The following is a 15512-nucleotide window of genomic DNA, read 5'->3' as shown; positions in this document are numbered from 1 at the left end:
GCCATTACGCCGCCGGGGCCAGTCCGAACATCAGCGAGCGGTGCGCCGCCACGCCAGCCATGGCGCCATCGGCCACCGCGAACGCCACGCTGCCAGCCATGCGGCCCGCGTCGCCGCAGCAAAAGACGCCAGGCACGCTGCTGGCCTTTTGCGCGTCGGTGCGCACGAACGGGCCCATCGCGCCCTCTTCCAGCGCGCAGCCCAGCTCCGCGGCCAGAGGACTGGCCAGGCGGGTACGGGTCGCCACGAACAGGCCGGCCATCGCATGGCGGCTGCCGTCGGCCATGACCACGTCCGCCACGCCGTCGATCCGCTCCACGGGCGTGCGCACCACCGTCACGCCGCGCGCGGCCAGTTGCGCCAGCTGCGCCGCATCGGGCTCGAACGCGCCATTGAGAAAAAAGGTGACCGTGCCCCAGTCGGGCAGCATCAGCGCATGGTGCATGGACAAGGGGCCGATGGCCAGCACGCCGATGGCGCCCTGCTCCAGTTCATAGCCGTGGCAGTACGGACAGTGAAAGACGCTGCCGCCCCAGCGTTCAGCCAGCCCATCGACGGGCGGCAGTTCATCGATCACGCCGGTGGCCAGCACCAGGCGGCGGCCCCGTACGAGCGTGCCGTCCGCCAGGGTCACGTCGTAGCCATCGTCATCGGGGCTGGCCGCCGCCTGCACGGCCGCGCCATCGAGCCAGGACACGGTGGCATACGCCAGCAGCTGGGCCTTGCCCTCGGCGGCGATGGCGGCCGTCCCGCTGCCGTCCTGGGTCAGGAAACCGTGGGAATGGCTGGCGTAGCGGTTGCGGCGCTGGCCGCCGTCGATCACCAGCACGCGGCGGCGCGCGCGCGCCAACTGCGTGGCGGCCGACAGGCCCGCGTAGCTGCCGCCGACGATGATGGCGTCAAAGATGTGCATGGGGTGCTCCTCGGTGGATGGCATATTGTTGGCTGAAACGGCCGGCCAGGTCGGCCAGGGTGACGGCGCCGAAGCGCCGGATCAGCAGCGCCTCGGCCTCGTCGAAGGCGCCGGCCAGCGACTGGTTGACCACCTGCTCCACCAGGCAGCCCGGCTGGTCGACGCGGTTGCCCATGGCGAAGATGGTGGGCGAACCCACGGCCACGTAGATGTCTTGCAGGGTCACGCGGTGCAGGTCGCAGACGATGCGCCAGCCGCCGCCATGGCCCTTGACCGAGGCCACGTAGCCGCGCTCGCGCAAGCCGGCCATCACGCGCCGCACCAGCACGGGGTTGGTGTCCAGGCAGCCGGAAAGTTCCTCGGACGTCATCGGGCGTCCCGCGTGGGCCATGTGCAGCAGCACATGGAGGATCGATGATAATTTGCTGTCGCGTCTCATGTAACTAATGATAGTACATAAATTCCGCATATGCAAACGAGTTGCAATTATGGGCAAAAAAAGGGCCAGACGTTCCAGTCTGGCCCCGGCCTTTGCTGCGGTTGGACGCTTACGCCGCCTTGCGACGCCGTCCCCGCCACCACAGCAGCAATGCCAGCAGCACCAGCACGCCGACGATGATGGCCGCGCGGGCCAGGCCGATCAGGTTGGACGGCGGACCGCCGTTGCGCAGGGTCGTCACCTGTTCCGCCGTCACCCTGACGTCGGGATTGCCGTACATCTTCTGCACGTAATTGCCGAGGGTGACGATCTGCTCGTCCGACAGGGTCTGGCGGAAGGCCGGCATCAGGTGGCCGGCATGACTGCCCTTGCCATCCTGCCGTTCCACGCCATCGAGGATGGCCATCACCAGGTTGTTGCTGTTGCCGCGGCCCGTCACCGAGTTGTGGAACAGCGGCGGCAGGCTGCCGTCGAAACTGCCCTCGCCCCTGGCCTGGTGGCAGCTGGCGCAGTGCGCATCGTACAGCTGCGCACCCGACATCCTGTTCAGGTTTTGCGGCAGCGGCACGCCGCGGATGGCGGCCAGCTCGTCGCCCGCCTTGCCCCATTGCGTCACCGGCTGCGTGTCCGCCTTGTCGCGGATGGCCGGCACGCTCTTTACGTAGTGCGCGATGGCGTCCAGGTCGGCGTCGCTCAGGTGCTTCAGGCTATGGTCGATGGCTTCGGCCATCGGGCCGGCTGCCTGCCCCCGGTGCGCGGCGCGGCCCGTGCGCAGGTAGCCGGCCAGTTCCTGCTGGCTCCAGCCGCCCACGCCGCTGTTGACGTCCGACGTGATGTTCGGCGCGTACCACGTGCCCAGGTCGGCGCCGCCCAGTTCCTTCGACAGCTGCTCGGCCATCAGCGCATTGCGCGGCGTGTGGCAGGTGCTGCAGTGGGCCAGCCCTTGCGCCAGGTAGGCGCCGCGGTTCCACTCCATGCTCTTGGCCGCGTCGGCGACAAACGGTTTCTTGTCGAGGAAGAGCCAATTCCAGAGCGCCATCGACAGGCGGAGATTGAACGGGAATGGCAAGTCCGTCTGTGTTGCCGGCGCCGTGTCCACCGCCGCCACGCCATGCATGAAGTAGGCGTACAGGGCGGCCGTGTCGTCGTCCGTCACCCTGGCGTAGGCTGTGTAGGGCATGGCCGGGTACAGGTGCGCGCCATCGGCCCGCACGCCGTGCCGCACGGCATCGGAGAACTGCGCCAGCGTGTAGTTGCCGATGCCGTGCGTTGTCGACGGCGTGATGTTGGTGGCCACGACGGCGCCCAATGGCGTCGCCAGGGCCAGGCCGCCCGCCATCGGCTTGCCGCCAGGGACACTATGGCAGGCGATGCAGTCGCCCGCCGTCGCCAGGTAGCGGCCACGTTCGATGGCTTGCACGTCGGCGCCGGGGGCGTTCGCCGCCAGCACGGGCAAGGCCAGTGCCAGCAAGGCGGCGCCGGCCGCCGTTCTGAAGGTCGACATCATGCTGTTCCTCCCTGTTGTTCGTCGAGGATATGCTTGACAGTGCGCAGCGCCACGGCCAGGCCGTTTTCCGTCGAATTGCAGGTGCCGGACGTGGGCAGCACGCCGGTGCTGCACAGGAACAGGTTGGCATGGTCGAAGGTACGGCCCCACTGGTCGCACACGGCCTTGGCCGGATCGGAACCCATCGACAGGGTGCCGCAGATGTGCTGGTTGTTGGCGAACACGCCTTCCTTGCTGTGGCGCAGATTGGTGCCGCCCATCAGCCTGGCGATCTGCTCGAAATCCTGCTTCGAGCGCTCGTGGCCCCGCTTCGTGTACTCGTCGATCGCATAGTGGGCCTGCGGCTTGGGGATGCCCATGGCGTCCTTTTCGCGGCTCAAGGCAATGCGGTTTTCCGGGTTCGGCAACACTTCCAGCACGTTTTTCAAGCTCATTTCGCGGGCCGAGCGGAAGCGAAGCTGCTGCTCGAATTCGGCGCCAAACACGCCCTTGCCGATCAACTCTTTGGTCGCGCCATCGACGCGCGAGATGTTCGTGAAGTCCAGGCGGTATGGCGAATGCCGGCTGCGGAAGTCGCCGTCGCGCATGGTGTTGATGGAATTGGGGCTTTGCGGCCCCCGGCCCAGCCACAGGTCTTCATCGGCGTCGAAGGTGATCGAGGTGCTCGGATGGTCCATCAGGTTGCGGCCCACCATGTCGCTGCTGTTGGCCAGGCCGTTCGGGTACTTATCCGAGGCGGAAACAAGCAGCAAACGGGGGCTTTCGATGCCGTTGGCGGCGAGGATAAAAGTCTTCGCCGTCACCCGGTGGCTTTTTTTATCCACATCGTAGTACAGGGCGGCCGTGATGCGGCCCTGCGCGTCGTGTTCCAGCTTGTAGACGTTGGCATTGCAGACGATCTTGACGCCCGCGTCTTCCGCCTGCTGCGCGGCGATGCCGCCGTGGTATTGCGCGTCAATGGGGCAGATCGGCTGGCAGCTGTTGTTGCCGCAGCAGGCCGGGCGCCCGTCATAGCCGACGCTGTTGCGCGCCACCGTGTTGCCCACCACTTTGTACGTGGGGTCGAGGCGTTCGCGGATGCGACGCATCGCGTACGGCTCCGTCACGGGGTCCATCGGAAACGCCTGCTTGCGCGGCGAACCCGTGTTGTCGGCGCCGGACACGCCCATGATGTCTTCCGCTTCCTGGTAGAACGGCTCCAGGTCTTCGTAGCTGATGGGCCAGTCGACGCCCACGCCGTACAGGGTATGGATGCGGAAATCGTTCGGCACGTTGCGCCACGCCTGCGCGGCCCAGTGCCACGAGGTGCCGCCAAACTGGCGGATGTATTCGGCCGGGTACGGATACGGGCCGGCCTGCACCAGGTAGCCGTTGTCCTTCGGCTGGTAGATCGGGTGCGGCGCCGTGTCCACCGAGGGATACGGCGACATCCAGTCGCTGCGGCGCGTCGTGTTGCGGAAACGGGCGACGATTTCGCCGCGCGACACGCGCGGGCCCGCTTCCAGGATCAGCACCGAGGCGCCAGCCAGCGCGAGCTTGCGCGCGGCCAGCGAGCCGATGATGCCGGAGCCGATCACGAGGTAATCGGCGGAGAGTTCTTCAGCCATGATGGCTCCTTAAATTGGTTTTCTGGCCCAGCTGCCGTAGGCGCCATAGGAATACGTGGGAGGCTTCAGGACGTCGGCCACGACGGCCGCGTTGAGCGCCTGCTCATAGGCGACGCAGACTGCCGCCTCGCCCGTGCCGACGATGCCCAGGTACCAGGCGCTGGCGATCTGGCGCGGCAGGGCCGCCAGCGGCGCCTGGGCCGGGTCGAGCGCGTCGAGCGCTTCCTGCAGGCCGGCCGCCTGCAAGCCCTGTGCATTGATCAAGGCCAGCAGCGCGCGCACCTTGGCGGGGAAGGCGGCGTCCTGCGCCACCAGCGCGTCATACAGGCGCTTGGCCAACGCCGGGTCGAGCACTTGCCGCCCGACCAGCATGGCCGACACGCCCAGGAAGGCGCCCTGCTCCGCATTGGCGACCGGTTCGGCCAATGCCCAGGGGATCAGCGCCGCGGCCGAAGCCGACAGCAGGCCGGCCAGCACCATGCGGCGGCCGGGGTTCAGAGGGCCGCGGCCCTCCTTATTGTGTATAGCGTCCAATTGAAGCTCCCGTGAGTTCAGCAACCGTTCAGAAAGAATGCTTGAGACCGACCATGACCACCGTCTGGCCGCCGTTCGACGACGGCGTGCCGTTTTGCGCATCGCCGACCGAGGCGACGGCGCCGACGATGCCGCCGTCCTGGCCCAGGGTCTGGCCGCGCGCCAGCTGGCGCGCTTCGATCAGGTAGATCGCGGTGCGCTTCGACAGCGCATAATTCTGCTCGAACGACAGTTGGCGGTAGCGCGCGCGGTCGGCGATGCCGTTGGCGCGGCTGGCGAAGGTGTCGCTGTAGCCGGCGGCCAGGAACCACTGCGGCGTCCACTGGTAGCTGGCGATCAGGCCGGCCGTGTTGAAGATGGCCGTGTCGCGGAAGGCCGAGCGGCTGCCCGCCTGGTATTGCACGTTGCTGGCATTGGCGCCCACCATCCATTTGCCCATGGTGTAGCGCGCGCTGGCGGCGATGAATTCGATGCTTTCCGCCGAGGCGTAGCCCTGGTTGATGGCCGAGATGCCGAAGCTGGCCGAGCCCTTGTCGCTCCAGCCGCTGCCGTTCTGCCCATTTTTCAGTTTCAGGTAGCCGAGCGCGAATTCGGCCGGCGAGGTGCTGTACTTGACGGCGGCGCTGAAGCTGCTGCCCACGGCATTGCCGTCGGCCGCTTCGCCAAAGCCGTATTGCGCGCTCGCTTGCAAGCCGCGCCAGGCCGGCATGCTGTAGGTGACGGAATTGCTGATGCGCACGGTGGTGTCGAGGCCGTCGATGTCGCCCGGGTGCGCGCCGGTGGCGCCCGTCAAGACGTTGCTCGACGCCAGCGAGCCCACCAGCAGGTAGTACGGCGTGTACTGGCGGCCGGCCGTCAAGGTGCCGTAGGCTGTCGATTGCAGGCCCACGTAGGCCTGGCGGTTGAACAGCGAGCTGGCCGAGCTTTGCGCGCCCGTATCGCTTTCAAAGCCGTTTTCCAGCAGGAAGAGCGCCTTCAGGTCGCCGCCCAGGTCTTCCACGCCCTGGAAACCGATCTTACTGGCGGACAAGCTGCCGCTGCGCATATAGGTGTTCGACTTGCCGCCCTGGTTGCTCGCGTAGGCGGTGGCCGCGTCGACCACACCGTAAATGGTGACATTGCTTTGGGCGCAAACGTTTGCGCCAATCAGCGTGGAGACGGCCAGCGCCGCAGCGCGCATGCATGGTGTGTTCATTTTTTCCTGACTTTCCTGTTTTATCTGGCGAAATACGGGCGTGGCGCCGCGTTGCCGCCCTATCCATGGATACGGGGGCCGCTGTTCTTCTTGATTTGAATCAAGTGGGACAAATTATACGCTTATTTACTCACATGTAAGTGATTGACTGTAAGGCGTAGTCTTATAGCAAAACATAGATTAGTCTTATAGCAAAACCGGCAGGCGTGCTGGCGCACGCCGGACAAGCTGCGGGAATGGGCGGAACAGGCATGGGAAAAGCAGCGGCAACGCGTGTCGAAAAACGCGCGCCCGGTCAAAGCTCAGGCAAGGAAAAGTTGTGGGTTCAGCGCAGGATGGCGGGCGCCACCGGCAGGGTTTCGAGGGCAATAAATGCTTCCAGGGCGCGGCGCATGTCTTCGAACACTTGCTTGCCGTAAGCCGCTTCCAGGTGGGCATATTGCAGGTCGATCAGTTTCCCCATCTGCAGCAGCAGGCTGGCGCCCGCTTCCGACAGGTGCACCTTGCGGCGGCGCTGGTCGCCTTCGAACTTGCTGCGCCCGATCAAGCCGATTTCTTCCATGCGCGCCAGGATACCGCTCATGCTGGGACTGGAAATCTGGCAGATCTCGCACAGTTCGCGCGGTTCCAGGGTCGGGCTTTCGTTCAGCGCGCGCATGATGCGCCACTGCTGCTCCGTCACGCCGAAGTGATTGAGGATGGGACGGAAATGCTGGAGCAGGCTGTCGCGGGCCTTCAGCAGCAGTTGCGGCATGTTCGGATAACGGATCGGTAGCTGCAAGCGGAACTCCCAGGGTGGCCGGCAAATGAGCGTCATTATACGGCCGGGCCAGGGCAAACGGCAGGCCGGCAACGATGTATTTTTCGCTACGTCCGCCCTGCCCCACGCCCTTTTCCCTCCTCGTGCGCATGGCGCTGCACGGACCACAGCACGCCCGCCGTCAGCAAGAGCATGGCCGCCCACTCCAGCGGGCGCGGCATGCGCTGCGCGTAGACGAAGCCGTACAGCAGCGCGAACAGCGTCTCCGACAGGATCAGCTGACCCGACAGGGTGACGGGCACCCGGCGCGACGCCAGGTTCCACAGGTAGTTGCCGATCACGGAAGCGCCCAGCGCCAGCAGCAGGCAGACGAGCCAGAAGCGGGGCCAGTCGCGCGCCGGACCGCCGTCGACGCCACCCGCCGGCTGCAGCGCCAGCATCACGGCGCCCACGATCAGCGCGATGACGCCGCTGGCCAGGCCATACAGCATGGCCCACTCCACGGCGCTCACATGGGCATGGCGCTTGAGGAAGCGGGCGTTGTCGAGCGCATACCAGGTCCAGCAGGCGAGCGCGCCGACGGCGCACAGCACGCCGGCCAGCCTGTGCGTCAGGCTGGCGCCGCCCGCGCCGCCTGCTTGGCTGAAGATATCGACATTGATGCAGGCGATGCCCGCAGCCACCACCAGCAACGGCAAGGCCAGGCGGCGCAAGGGCGGTGCGCCGTGGTCCTTGTGGCCGAACAGGGTCACGCTCAGCGGCAGCAAGCCGATGATCAGGGAAGTGGGCGCGACGCCGGCCAGCTTGACGCCATACGCCAGCAGCAGGTAGTACACGACGTTGCCGGCCAGCGCCTGGCGCAGCATGGCCAGCCAGTCGCCGCGCCGCAGCCGCCGCAACAGGGGCAAGAGGCGCGGCAGCATCAGCCCGGCCGCCAGCACGCCATAGCAGACGTAGCGGCCCACCATCAGCTCGACCGGCGAAAAATCGGGCAGCAAGACGGGCACAATGAAAACGGCGCCCCAGAAGGCGCCGGCCAGCAAACCAGATACGATCCCGCGCCACATGCCTGCTGCTTTCACGTCGTCATTCAAGGGCGACAGTATGGCATGCGCAGGAGACCGCCGTCAGCCCCCGGCTTTTCTCTGCTCGGGGATGAAGTGCTCGCGCACGGCCTTGGCCAGCAAGTCCGGCGGCAGCAAGCCCTGGCCCAGCAGGAAGTTGTTGAAGGCCAGGCGGTCGAATCTGTCTCCCAGCGCCAGCTCCGTTTCCGCACGCAGCTGCAGGATGCGCGTATAGCCATAAAAATAGCTGCCCGCCTGGCCCGGCATGTTGAAGGTATAGCGGTCCAGTTCCTGGCGCGCCATCGGTTTCGACAGCATCACTTCGTCCGTCAGGATGCGCCCCGCCTCTTCGCGCGTGACTTGCCCCAGGTTCAGCATCGGGTCGAGCATGGCGCGCGCCGCGCGCAGCATGCGGAACTGCAGCGCGATGAACTGGCCTTCGGCCGGCTCGTACGGGATCATCTCGGCTTCCGCGTACAGCGCCCAGCCTTCCACGTTGACGCTGTTGAACGCGTACAGGCTGCGCGCCTGCGACACGCCCCGCTCCACCATGGCGCTGAACTGCAGCTCGTGGCCAGGGCGGCCTTCGTGCGCGCTCAACGTCCAGGCGGCGCCCGCAAAATTGAAATCGTCATACGCTTCGCCCTTGCCGCTGGCGGCCGGATTGCTGACGGGGAGGACGAACTGGCCATGTTCTCCCGTATTGCCGATCAGCGGAGGCGGACGCATATGCGGCGCCGGCTGGGCCGCCGATTCGGCGCTTGACGCCAGGCGCATCGTCATGGCGCGCGCAGGGATGTCGACCACGCGCTGCCGGGCGATGCGCTGTTCCAGCTGCGTATTGACGCCCTTGTAGTGCGCCTCGAGCTGCGCGTTCGGGATGGAATCGGCCTTCAGCGCGCGCAGCACCTGGCGGTAATCCGCGCCGTCGACGCCCTTGAGCGACATTTTCGCCGCCACCACGGGCGCCAGCGCCTGCATGGCGGCGCGCGTTTCCAGGTAGGCCACCTGCGCCCGCTCGACCAGCGCGCGCGGCTCGATGTCGATGCCCACCTGTTTCAGGCGAAACGCATACAGTTCGGGCGCCATGCGGAAATCCGTGCGCGACAAGGGCAGCACCACCTGCTTTTCCCACGCCGCATATTCGTTCAGCTGCTGCTCCATGGCGGCCAGCGCCGGTTCGGCACCCGCGATGTGCATGTCGGCGAACAGCTTGCGGATGCCGGCGATATACGTCGGCACGTTTTCCAGCGACTGCGCCACCTGCAGGCGCACGGGTCCCGCCAGGCCGGGCGTGCCGATTTTTTCCGTGAAGCGCGCCTTGGCCTGCTGCGTGATCGGCGTGCTGCCCGGGAACTGGCCCACATAGCGCTGCAGGCGTTCGAGCGCCTTGGCGCGGCGCGCGGCCGGACGCTGCTCCTGCAGCAGGCTTTGCATGCTGCCAAAGACCATCTGCGGCACATCGACCCACGGCAGGGTGTATCTGGCTTCCAGCTCGGTGCCGGCGATTTCCTGGTCGACGGCGCCGATCAGAATTTCCAGGTCCTGGCGTATGCGTTCGTCGCGTTCCAGTTCCAGCTTCTGCTGCAACTGCGCGCGCGCCTTCCGCATGGCCGCCACCTGGCGCCCGGCGATGTTCGGCCCCAGGTCGGCAGCCAGACCGTCGTACTGGGCCAGGCCCCTGTCGGACGCGTCTTCGGGCGAGAACTGCGCCTGCGCCGCCAGCACGATGGCCGCGTTGCGGTTGCTGGCCTCGACCCAGGCGGACGACGCGCTGGCGGTGGCCGGAGCGGCAGGGCCTGCGGCCATGGCGGGCATGGCCAACGCGGCTGCAAGCGCGGCGGCAAGCACGGTCTGGTGCAATTTCGGAGTGACGGACATCGGGGGATTCCTTCCTGAGGTGAGCGATGAGCGATGAGCGAAGCGGCGAGTATCGGCCAGCCTCGCAGGCCTGTCAATTCACCCCGTTCAAGACGGGCAGGTTCCACGGCGTGACGATCTGGATGGCGGACAGGGACGGCGCCTGCGCCAGGGCCGGCAGCGCGCCCTGCGCCCGCAGGATTTCCTGGCAGGCGCGCCGCATGTCCTGGCCCAGGTCGTGGTGCAATACGGCGTGGATGGCGCCCGACTTGAGCAGCGCCACGTTGTCCGCGTCCAGGTCATGACCGATGAAGACCTGGCAGGGCCGCCCCGCCCGCGCAAAGGCCTGCACGATGGCGGCATTGCCGCCGCCGATCGAATACACGGCGGCGATGGCCGGATGATCTGCCAGGGCTTGACGCACCAGCGCGCCCGTGGCCCCGTCGATGCCGTGGCCCTCGCTCACTTCGACGATGGATAAATGGCGGTGCCGCTCGCGCAGCGCGCGGCGAAAGCCGATCTCGCGCTCTTCCTCGCCGTGAAAACGGTTGCTGCTCAGGGTCACCAGCACCTGCTGTTTCCTTGGCCGCCTGCCCGCGCCCAGCCACTGGCCGATCAGGCAGGCGGCCGTCTCGCCCGCCGCGCGGTTATCCATGCCCACATAGCTGCGGCGCGCGGAAGCCGGCAAGTCCGTCACGAGGGTCACGACGGGAATGCCGGCCGCCGCCAGCCGCGCAACGGCGTCGGCCACCGGCGGCACGTCCGGCGCCTTGAGCAGCACGCCGTGGCTGCCGTTCTTGCGGATGCGTTCGAGCAGCTCGACGATGCCGTCCACGTCCAGCGTTTCATGCAGGTGAAAGCGCGAGCGCAGCACGGCCGGATGCAAGGACGGCAGCTCCGCCTCCAGCGCGCCGCGCACGGCGTCCGTGAAGCGGCGCGGCGCCACCATCAGCACGTCGAGCATGAACTTTCTGCCGGACAGGCCCACCTGCGTGCTTTGCCGCGCCAGTTCATCGAGCGCCTGCATCACGCGGCGCACGGTATTGGCGTGAACGCCCCCGCGCTGCTTGATCACGCGGTCGACCGTGGCCACGCTGACGCCGGCCTGCAGCGCCACGACCTTGACGGGAAAAGGATGCGTCATGCTCTGTCCGATTAAAAATGATGGTTTTTTGATGGATTTTTTGATCAAAAATGCGGATTTTCATCCCTATACTGATTCTACAATTTAAACAACGGAGACACCGCATGATCACCAAGGACGCCGCGCCGCCCGCCCCCTTCTGGCTGTCGCAGCAAGACTGCCAGCTCGATGATTTCATCCGCACCGTCAGCCAACGCACGGCGCTGGCCGACTATCCCCACGCCGCGGAGGTACGGGAAAATATCCTCGTGTACGACTGCGACAGGGTGCGCGCGCTGGCCGGCAATGCGGCATCGCTGCGCGCGCTGCAGGCCGAATGGGGCGAGGCGCTGATGGATGGCCCCGGCGTGGTGGTCTTGCAGCGGGCCGTCACGGACATGGACGCGCTGGAACAGGTGAATCGCGTGTTTCATGCCCTGATCGCCGAACAGCATGCCAGCGGCCAGGCGGCGGGCGACCATTTCGCCGAGGCGGGAGCGAATGACCGCATCTGGAATGCCCAGCAAAAACTGTGTCTGCGGGCGCCCGAGGCCTTCGCGCGCTATTACGCCAATCCCGTCTTCGCCTGGATAGCCGAGTCCTGGCTCGGCCCCGCCTACCAGATGACGGCGCAAGTGAACGTCGTCAACCCGGGCGGCGCGGCCCAGGCGCCGCACCGCGACTATCACCTGGGCTTCCAGAGCGCCGCCGCCTGCGCCGCCTACCCGGCGCCCGTGCACCAGATGTCGGCCCTCCTGACCTTGCAGGGCGCCGTCGCCCATTGCGACATGCCGCTCGCCTCCGGCCCCACCCTCTACCTGCCCGGGTCGCAGCGCTACCGGGCCGGTTTTCTCGCCTGGCAGCAGCGGCCGTTTCGCGACTATTTCGCCCGGCATTGCGTGCAGCTGCCCCTGTCCACAGGCGACGCCGTGTTCTTCAACCCCGCCCTGTTTCATGCGGCCGGACATAACCGCTCGCCCGATATCCGCCGCATGGCCAACCTGCTGCAAGTATCGTCGCCGTTCGGGCGCGCCATGGAAGCGCTGGACCGCCGCGCCATGAGCGCCGCGCTGTATCCGGCACTGCAGGCGCTGCGCGCCCAAGGCGCCCTGGATGACATCGGCATCAGCCACGCGATTGCCGCCTGCGCCGAAGGCTATGCCTTCCCCAGCAACCTTGACCGCGACCAGCCCATCAATGGCATGGCGCCGCCCACGCAGCAGCAGCTGATGCACGAAGCGCTGGCGCAGGAATGGCCCGCCGCGCGCCTCCTCGACGCGCTGGACAGCCACGCCTGGCGCCGGCAAGCCTGATCCCATACCGCGACATACCGCGACATCCTCGGAGACTCCCTATGCAAGACATCCACATCGGCCTGATCGGCGCCGGCTACATGGGCAAGGCCCACACCATCGCCTACAAGGCCGTGCGCAGCATCTTTCCCACGGCGCTCAATCCCGTGTGCGCCTGCATCGCCACCAGCAGCGAAGAGAGCGCGGCGCGCAACGCCCAGGAACTGGGCTGGAACAGGTCCACCGGCGACTGGCGCACGCTGGTCAACGACCCGGCCATCGACGCCATCGTCGTCGCCACGCCGCCGGCCACGCACAAGGACATCGTGCTGGCGGCGCTGGCCCTGGGCAAACCCGTATTCTGCGAAAAGCCGCTGGGCATGACGGCCGCCGAATCCCTGATGCTGGCGCAGGCGGCGGAAAGCGCGGGCGTGGCCAACATGGTCGGCTATAACTACATCCGCACGCCCGCCAGCCAGCTGGCGCGGCACATCATCGAATCGGGAGAGATCGGCGAGATCATCCACGTCGCCGCCGAACACGTGGAAGACTACCTGCACGATCCGCGCGCCCCCGCCTCGTGGCGCACGCGGGAAGCGACGGCAACGCGCGCCGGCGCGCTGGCCGACGTGGGCTCGCACCTGCTCAACCTGGCCCTGCGCCTGGGCGGCCCCGTCGACGCGCTGGTGGCCGACATGAACACCGTGCACGCGCAGCGGCAAGGCCCGCACGGCATGGAAGCGGTGGAGAATGACGACCAGGGGAACGTGATGCTGCGTTTTGCCAGCGGCGCGCTGGGCGCCTTGACCTTCAGCCGCGTGGCGGCCGGGCGCAAGATGGGTTACACCTACCGTATCACGGGCACGAAAGGCGCGATCGCCTTCGATCAGGAAAACCAGAATGCACTGTGGCTGTACGACGCCAGCCGCCCGGCGCAGCGCCAGGGTTTCCAGCGCCTGCTGATGGGGCCCGCCCACCCCGACTACCTGGCGTTTTCCCAGGGCGCCGGACATGGCACGGGCTACAACGAGCAGATCGTCATCGAAGCGCGCGATTTTCTGCAGGCGATCGCCAGCGGCCAGCCGGTCTGGCCCACCTTCCGCGACGGCTACGAGGTGGACCGGCTGATAGCCGCGGCGCTGCGCTCCATGCAGGAGCGCAGCTGGATTACGCTGCGCTGACGACAGCGGCGTTTTAGTACGCCAGCCCGTAACCGAACCTGTACAGCGGATGGGCCGTATCGTACGGCACGTCCGATTTCTGCACCTGCACTTCGGCCATCGACGACGGCAGCTCGAACGGCAGTTTGCCTTGCGGCTTGGCCTTGCCCGTCAGGACATCGAACAGCGCGCCGTCGCTCACGCCGAAGTTGGCAAGGATGGCGCTGGCCTTGTCCTGCACGTTGCCGAGGATGGCCGGGCGGTCCAGGTACACGGTGACCACCGTCTTCGGCGCATACTTGGCAGCATTCTTGATCGCCTCGTAGTCGGCGTTGCCATCGACATAATCGAGGCGGCCCTCGTGCTGCATGCTGCCGAAGATGTAGTTCGGGTGCAGGGTTTCATACGGCGCGGCCACGCGCAGCAGGGCCACGTCCGCTTCCTGCGGCGTGGCGACCACCGTGTAGCCATACTGCCGCGCCACGGCCGCATCGATGCCGTACAGGTAGACCTTCTTGACGGTGGCGGCCAGCGGCAAGACCTTCTCCTTGTTTTCCAGCAGGACCAGCGAGCGGCGCTGGGCGTCCAGGCCCGCCTCGATGAAGTCAGCCTTGCCCACCGTGGCGGCCGCCTTGGCCGCATCGACGAACGGATGCTCGAACAGGCCCTGCTTGAATTTCTGGATCAGGATGCGCCGCGCCGAAGCGTCGATGCGCGCCTCCGTCAGCTGACCGCGCTGCACGGCTTGCGTCAGGTACGGCGCTTCCGTCACGCCGCCGAACTGGTCCATCCCAGCCGTCACGGCCTTCACGTAACGCTCGGCCTTGGTGGCGTCTTCCATGCCCCACGGCGTGCCGAAGCCGATGAAGGAAGGCGCCACGCCAGGCGCCGTGCCGTTGCGGCAGTTGGCGTCGCAGTCGGACGTGATGCCCCAGTCGGACAGGATCACGCCCTCGAAGCCGTATTTGCCGCGCAGCAGATCCGTCAGCATGGTCTTGCTGAAACCGGCTCCCACCTGTTCCAGCGTGATGCCGTCGATCGTGATATTGCCGTCCGGCAAAGCGTAGGTCGGCATGACGGACGCCGCCTTGGCCGTGAAGGCGCCCTCGAACGGTTTCACGTGGTAGGCGAAGTTGTTACCCGGGTAGGTCATGTAGCGGCCATAGTAATTGTGGCCGTCGAAGCCCTCCTTCGTGGCGCCGTAGCCCACCCAGTGCTTGACGACGGCCACCACGCTGCCGTCATGCAGGCCCGTATTGCCGTCCTGGAAGCCCTCGATATACTGCTGCACCATGCGCTTGGCCAGGTCCGCGTCTTCGCCAAACGTGCCGTTGATGCGCGACCAGCGCGGCTCGGTGGCGAGATCCGCCTGCGGCGACAGCGCCTGCGTGATGCCGACGGCCAGGTATTCCTGGCGCGCGATATCGCCGAAGCGGCGCACCAGCGCATCGTCGCCGATGGCGGCCAGGCCCAGGGTTTCCGGCCACTGCGAGAAGCCCTTGGTGCCGGCGCTGGCGCCCACCGTGTACTGGAAATGGTGGCGCGGGTCCGTGCTGATAGAGACGGGAATGCCGTGGCGCGACGTTTCGCTCAGGGCCTGCACCTTGTTGTACTGGGCCGCCATGTTGGCCGTGTCGCCCGCCATGCGCGTAATGAAGGTGTTGACGTACTGCCTGACGATCAGGTCTTGCAGCGCCGTCAAGTCGTACGCGCCGCCCAGGCCGATGCCGGAAGGGTCGGACACGGTGGGCGCCGTGCCGTGCATCATCAGGCCCGCTTTTTCATCAAGGCTCATGCGCGACAGCAGGTCGTCCGCGCGCGCCTCGGCCGGCAGGCGCCAGTCTTCGTACGGGTCGATCTTGCCGTTGCGGTTCATGTCCTTGAAGGTGTAGCCGTCGACTTTCAACTGGGTGTAGGTGGTGGCGCCGAACACGGGCTGCGTGTATCCCTCGCTGCCGGTGTCGTTGCCGCAGGCGGCCAGGGCAAGCGTGGCGACGCAGCCGGCGACCACGCGGGCCATCGGTTTCAAAGTGCAATTCATCATTATCTCCAAGACTG

The 15512-nt window shown here is 66.7% G+C and carries 13 protein-coding genes; 2 read left to right on the top strand and 11 right to left on the bottom strand.

From position 1 onward, the window contains the following. Positions 1–4 precede the first annotated feature (4 nt). The 10 genes from ACQ4W4_RS08470 to ACQ4W4_RS08425 all read right to left on the bottom strand — a co-directional run bounded on the left by ACQ4W4_RS08470 (position 5) and on the right by ACQ4W4_RS08425 (position 11023). Positions 5–913: an NAD(P)/FAD-dependent oxidoreductase gene (locus ACQ4W4_RS08470; protein ID WP_436541586.1), complete on the bottom strand. Its 909-nt coding sequence runs from the start codon at positions 911–913 to the stop codon at positions 5–7. Continuing rightward, positions 900–1352: an RrF2 family transcriptional regulator gene (locus tag ACQ4W4_RS08465; RefSeq protein WP_326458356.1), complete on the bottom strand. Its 453-nt coding sequence runs from the start codon at positions 1350–1352 to the stop codon at positions 900–902. The genes ACQ4W4_RS08470 and ACQ4W4_RS08465 overlap by 14 nt, the downstream gene beginning before the upstream one ends. Positions 1353–1461: 109 nt before the next feature. Further along, on the bottom strand, positions 1462–2859 hold the full coding sequence (locus tag ACQ4W4_RS08460) for a c-type cytochrome (RefSeq protein ID WP_436541585.1): 1398 nt from the start codon (positions 2857–2859) through the stop codon (positions 1462–1464). Continuing rightward, positions 2856–4466 (bottom strand): GMC family oxidoreductase, encoded by a 1611-nt coding sequence (locus ACQ4W4_RS08455; protein WP_436541584.1) that lies wholly within the window; start codon positions 4464–4466, stop codon positions 2856–2858. The genes ACQ4W4_RS08460 and ACQ4W4_RS08455 overlap by 4 nt, the downstream gene beginning before the upstream one ends. Before the next feature lie 9 nt (positions 4467–4475). Beyond that, positions 4476–5000: a sorbitol dehydrogenase family protein gene (locus ACQ4W4_RS08450; RefSeq protein ID WP_226939755.1), complete on the bottom strand. Its 525-nt coding sequence runs from the start codon at positions 4998–5000 to the stop codon at positions 4476–4478. Between the two features lie 28 nt (positions 5001–5028). Further along, on the bottom strand, positions 5029–6195 hold the full coding sequence (locus ACQ4W4_RS08445; protein ID WP_436541583.1) for a porin: 1167 nt from the start codon (positions 6193–6195) through the stop codon (positions 5029–5031). A 325-nt stretch (positions 6196–6520) separates the two neighbouring features. Further along, positions 6521–6976: a homoprotocatechuate degradation operon regulator HpaR gene (gene hpaR / locus ACQ4W4_RS08440; RefSeq protein WP_230492117.1), complete on the bottom strand. Its 456-nt coding sequence runs from the start codon at positions 6974–6976 to the stop codon at positions 6521–6523. Positions 6977–7062: 86 nt separating this feature from the next. After that, positions 7063–8022, bottom strand: coding sequence for a DMT family transporter (locus ACQ4W4_RS08435; RefSeq protein ID WP_436541582.1), 960 nt, complete (start codon positions 8020–8022; stop codon positions 7063–7065). A 60-nt stretch (positions 8023–8082) separates the two neighbouring features. After that, positions 8083–9900: a DUF885 domain-containing protein gene (locus ACQ4W4_RS08430; protein ID WP_436541581.1), complete on the bottom strand. Its 1818-nt coding sequence runs from the start codon at positions 9898–9900 to the stop codon at positions 8083–8085. Between the two features lie 73 nt (positions 9901–9973). Then, on the bottom strand, positions 9974–11023 hold the full coding sequence (locus ACQ4W4_RS08425; RefSeq protein WP_436541580.1) for a LacI family DNA-binding transcriptional regulator: 1050 nt from the start codon (positions 11021–11023) through the stop codon (positions 9974–9976). Between the two features lie 104 nt (positions 11024–11127). Between ACQ4W4_RS08425 and ACQ4W4_RS08420 the strand changes: the two genes are divergently transcribed. Then, the gene (locus ACQ4W4_RS08420; RefSeq protein WP_436541579.1) at positions 11128–12315 is read left to right on the top strand and encodes a phytanoyl-CoA dioxygenase family protein; all 1188 of its coding nucleotides are present in this window, start codon (positions 11128–11130) and stop codon (positions 12313–12315) included. A 41-nt stretch (positions 12316–12356) separates the two neighbouring features. Further along, positions 12357–13475, top strand: coding sequence for a Gfo/Idh/MocA family protein (locus ACQ4W4_RS08415; RefSeq protein WP_436541578.1), 1119 nt, complete (start codon positions 12357–12359; stop codon positions 13473–13475). A gap of 13 nt (positions 13476–13488) precedes the next feature. Here ACQ4W4_RS08415 and ACQ4W4_RS08410 read toward each other — a convergent pair whose 3' ends face one another. Continuing rightward, positions 13489–15498: a glycoside hydrolase family 3 protein gene (locus ACQ4W4_RS08410; RefSeq protein WP_436541577.1), complete on the bottom strand. Its 2010-nt coding sequence runs from the start codon at positions 15496–15498 to the stop codon at positions 13489–13491. Between the last annotated feature and the right edge of the window lie 14 nt (positions 15499–15512).

This window comes from Janthinobacterium glycogeni, from assembly GCF_051380725.1.
Lineage (GTDB): Bacteria > Pseudomonadota > Gammaproteobacteria > Burkholderiales > Burkholderiaceae_D > Janthinobacterium.
This window is presented reverse-complemented; position numbering and strand designations above follow the sequence as displayed.

Bases quoted from the DNA above. Each gene is read 5' to 3' on its own strand.
- ACQ4W4_RS08445 (WP_436541583.1), bottom strand. From the start codon at position 6,195: ATGAACACACCATGCATGCGCGCTGCGGCGCTGGCCGTCTCCACGCTG.
- ACQ4W4_RS08430 (WP_436541581.1), bottom strand. From the start codon at position 9,900: ATGTCCGTCACTCCGAAATTGCACCAGACCGTGCTTGCCGCCGCGCTT.
- ACQ4W4_RS08435 (WP_436541582.1), bottom strand. From the start codon at position 8,022: ATGTGGCGCGGGATCGTATCTGGTTTGCTGGCCGGCGCCTTCTGGGGC.
- ACQ4W4_RS08460 (WP_436541585.1), bottom strand. From the start codon at position 2,859: ATGATGTCGACCTTCAGAACGGCGGCCGGCGCCGCCTTGCTGGCACTG.
- ACQ4W4_RS08425 (WP_436541580.1), bottom strand. From the start codon at position 11,023: ATGACGCATCCTTTTCCCGTCAAGGTCGTGGCGCTGCAGGCCGGCGTC.
- ACQ4W4_RS08410 (WP_436541577.1), bottom strand. From the start codon at position 15,498: ATGATGAATTGCACTTTGAAACCGATGGCCCGCGTGGTCGCCGGCTGC.
- ACQ4W4_RS08420 (WP_436541579.1), top strand. From the start codon at position 11,128: ATGATCACCAAGGACGCCGCGCCGCCCGCCCCCTTCTGGCTGTCGCAG.
- ACQ4W4_RS08455 (WP_436541584.1), bottom strand. From the start codon at position 4,466: ATGGCTGAAGAACTCTCCGCCGATTACCTCGTGATCGGCTCCGGCATC.
- ACQ4W4_RS08470 (WP_436541586.1), bottom strand. From the start codon at position 913: ATGCACATCTTTGACGCCATCATCGTCGGCGGCAGCTACGCGGGCCTG.
- ACQ4W4_RS08415 (WP_436541578.1), top strand. From the start codon at position 12,357: ATGCAAGACATCCACATCGGCCTGATCGGCGCCGGCTACATGGGCAAG.
- ACQ4W4_RS08465 (WP_326458356.1), bottom strand. From the start codon at position 1,352: ATGAGACGCGACAGCAAATTATCATCGATCCTCCATGTGCTGCTGCAC.